Here is a 3,939-nt window from a genome sequence, read left to right on the forward strand (position 1 = left end):
ATTAAGGGTTGAGTTCCTATTTACACAATTAAGTGATTACTCTTTCGGCGGTGCTGGAGCCAAGACTTCTCGGTTACCGTTATGGCCCGGAGCACTTACAATGCCTTGCGCCTCAAGCTGCTCCACAATTCGTGCCGCTCGGTTGTAACCGATCTTGAATCGACGTTGTACACCAGAAACTGAACCACGGCGAGAATGAACAACGTGCTCGACTACTTGATCAAACAGAGGATCAACCTCTTCATCACCTTCCATCTTCTCACCCGGAAGCAAGGTTTCAGGCGTTTGCTCACCATTGGTAATTTCATCAATGTAGTTTGGTTTACCACGCGCTTTCCAGTTGTTAACCACTGCGTGTACATCATCATCTGACGCAAACGCACCATGAACACGGATTGTATGGCTAGAACCTGGCGGTAAGTAAAGCATATCACCCATACCAAGCAGCGATTCTGCGCCACCTTGGTCAAGAATGGTTCGAGAGTCAGTCTTAGTTGATACGGTAAAGGCAACACGCGTTGGAATGTTGGCTTTAATCAGACCGGTAATAACGTCAACCGATGGGCGCTGAGTTGCAAGAATCAAGTGAACACCTGCCGCACGAGCTTTTTGTGCTAAGCGGGCAATCAGTTCTTCTACCTTCTTACCTACTACCATAATTAAGTCGGCAAATTCATCGACGATAACCACAATGTATGGCAGCTTCTCGAGCAATGGCGCTTCTGGGTCCATGCTATCTCCCGGTTTCCACAATGGATCGTGGATTGGGTGTCCAGCATCTGCTGCCATCTTAAGCTTGTCGTTGTAGCCTTTAATGTTACGAACACCAAGTGCTGACATCAGCTTGTAACGACGTTCCATTTCACCAACACACCAGCGAAGCGCATTCGACGCATCTTTCATGTCGGTAACCACTTCAGATAGTAGATGAGGAATACCCTCATACACAGAAAGCTCAAGCATTTTCGGGTCAATCATGATGAATCGAACGTCTTCAGGCGATGCCTTATACAGCATACTCAAGATCATTACGTTCACACCCACCGACTTACCAGAACCAGTAGTACCCGCAACCAGAACGTGTGGCATCTTAGCTAGGTCAGCAATCACAGCTTCACCTGCAATGTCTTGTCCTAATACCACCGTCGTTGGTGATTTCGCTTCTTGGAACTGCTCGCTGCTCACTACGTCTGAGAAGAATACAGTTTGACGGCTCATGTTTGGCAACTCCAAACCAACATAAGGTTTGCCCGGAATCACTTCAACAACACGTACTGCTAATGCAGACAATGAGCGAGCCAAGTCCATAGAAAGGCCTGAAATACGGCTTACTTTCACACCTGGAGCCAAATCTAACTCGAAGCGTGTAATTACTGGACCAGGGAAGATATCAACAACATCCGCTTTAATCTTGTAGTCAGCTAGCTTGGATTCAACCAAACGAGCGATCGCTTCTAGTGCATCGCGGTCGATGAATGTTTCACGCTTCTCTGGGTGGAACAATAGATCCAATGTCGGTAGCGGCTCTGCTGGTTTCGGCAAGTTAACTTCCTGCTGAACCAAGAATGGGTTTTGTGCAGCTGCCATATTCGCTTGAGCTTCAGAAACAATATTCTGGAAGGCCGCAACGTCTTTATCCTGATTCAGGTCTTCATCTTCCGTGACTTCTTCCCAAGGCAGATCAATCGCAGGCTCTTCATCCACAACGGCAGGTTGTGCAGCTTGCTCTTGCTCTTGCTGATATGAGAATGGTTCAGGTTGTTCTTCGATATCACTCTCTACTGTTTCAGAATCAAACTCAGAAGGCTGCTCGTAGCCTTGCTCTTCAGGCGCATCAAATGGTGCACTGTGCGCTGAGAAATCATCTTGAGTATCAGCATCTAGCTCGCCCATAGGTGAGGCATACAAAGATTCAGGCTGAACGTCATCAGCATCAAACTCTGTAGACTCGTGAGCTTCACTATCAACCTCTGGTTGTGCATATTGAGCATCAAGAGCTGTTTCTGTAGTCGCATCCACAATAGGTTCAGTAGGACGAACTGGCTCCGGTTCTTGCTGCATGTATTGCTGATAAGCAGCTTGAGATTCATGTGCATCTGTCTGATCTTGCTCAGCAAGATCATCTTCATACATTGCAGCACTTTCTAGCTGCTCTATGGTCGCATTTAACTGCTTAGAACGCTCAACGCCCTCTTGCAATGGCTCTTGTGGTGCTTGATAAACCGGAGCGACAGCAATTGGCTGCTCTGGTTGAGGAGCAACAGGCGGTTGAGTCACTCGAGAAACTGGATCTTGAGAAGCAGGCGCTTGCTGCTTAACCGGCGCTTCTGTTGGCATATGGATATTGTAATGACGCTTCTCTGCAACACCCTCTTTAGATGTGTTTATTGCAATACCAGAAGGCTCATTGGTCGCTGAGAAGCTCATTGCAGGATCGAGAGCTTCTTCTTGCTCAGCATATTGCTCTTTCACTTCGTCATCGCGGTATGTTGGCTGTTGACGTAGCTCTTGCTGTGGATCTCGGTCTGCTGACTCTTTCAATTCTGGCTCAAGCAATTCTTGGTCTTGACCACGTGCTTTATTTACCGCTGAAGTAAAGAGCTTAATCGCACCTTCACCTAGCCATTCCACAATTCTCAACCAAGAGATACCGGTTAAAAGCGTAAAGCCTGCGCCCCAAAGGAAAAGAAGCACAAGCGTACTACCCAGAATATTCAGCGTTGGCAGTGCAAGGCTCGTTAACACGTCACCAACCACGCCACCTGACGAGAAGTACCAGATATCATCGAAGTTAATGTCAGCCAAACCACAGCTGGTCAGGATAAGCACCGTTAAGCCAAGTAAACGGGTGCCCCACAACATAAAGTCGATCTGCTCATCTTCATTACGTTTGCGGAATAATACCCATGCGGCAACAGTCACTAAGATAGGCAGTGGGTAAGCCAGAGAGCCAAACACAAAGAAAAGCGTATCTGCTAGCCATGCTCCTAGATAGCCACCCGCGTTTTGAATGTCACCACCCCACGCCGTTTGCGACCATGATGGATCGGCTGGGCTAAAGGTTAATAACGCAACGGCAAGTAGAATAGAGAAAAGAACACCCAGTATCAGGCTGCACTCTTTAAGGCGTTGAGAACCATTTAAACGAGAAGACTGGGGCTCTTCACTCGTTTTAATGATTGTTTCTACTTTATTACTGCTCTGCTTGAACATAAACCAACTTAATAATTAAACGAGATAAAAACATAGCGAGCGGCACAGGCCGCCCGTTTCAATGAAACTACTGTTGATTTAACCATATCAAACCAAAAAACCCAATTCCAGAAAGCAAGAAAGCGGAACAAATGTCCGCTTTCTTTCATTTCACCAATTATGACTAACGAGTTTTAATCACAAGTTGGTTGGTTTGTTTCACTTCTTCCATTACTACGTAGGTTCGAGTGTCGTTTACGCCCGGTAGACGAAGTAACGTATCACCCAGTAGCTTACGGTAAGCACCCATATCAGATACACGTGTTTTTAGAAGATAGTCAAAGTCACCCGACACTAAATGACACTCTTGGATGTCATCCAGTTTCTGCACAGCGGTGTTGAATTGTTCGAACACATCTGGCGCACCGCGGTTCAATGTGATTTCAACAAACACCAAAAGTGAAGCATCAAGGTACTGTGGGTTCAGCAACGCTGTGTACCCAGTAATGTAACCTTGACGCTCTAAACGACGAACACGTTCAAGACACGGAGTCGGAGAAAGTCCTACTCGTTTTGAGAGTTCAACGTTCGAGATACGACCGTCTTTTTGCAACTCATTTAGAATGTTGCGGTCAATACGATCTAGTTCCTTGGACGGCTTCTTATAATTGTCTGCCATTTTTTATTCCACCTTATTACTTCCTTGCAAAAAAATATACTACAACTTTTTAATATTCAGTATCAAAT

At 46.2% G+C, this 3,939-nt stretch carries 2 protein-coding genes; both read right to left on the minus strand.

The annotated features are described in order from the left end of the window. Positions 1–36: 36 nt before the first annotated feature. Positions 37–3,213 carry a DNA translocase FtsK 4TM domain-containing protein gene (locus BCT81_RS16785; protein WP_102425185.1) on the minus strand — a complete coding sequence of 1,059 codons (3,177 nt, stop codon included), beginning with the start codon at positions 3,211–3,213 and terminating at the stop codon, positions 37–39. Positions 3,214–3,376: 163 nt separating this feature from the next. Continuing rightward, positions 3,377–3,871, minus strand: coding sequence for a leucine-responsive transcriptional regulator Lrp (gene lrp / locus BCT81_RS16790; RefSeq protein ID WP_004734558.1), 495 nt, complete (start codon positions 3,869–3,871; stop codon positions 3,377–3,379). Positions 3,872–3,939: the final 68 nt, after the last annotated feature.

Source organism: Vibrio sp. 10N.261.52.A1 (assembly GCF_002876325.1).
In the GTDB taxonomy this organism is placed as follows: Bacteria; Pseudomonadota; Gammaproteobacteria; order Enterobacterales; family Vibrionaceae; genus Vibrio; species Vibrio chagasii.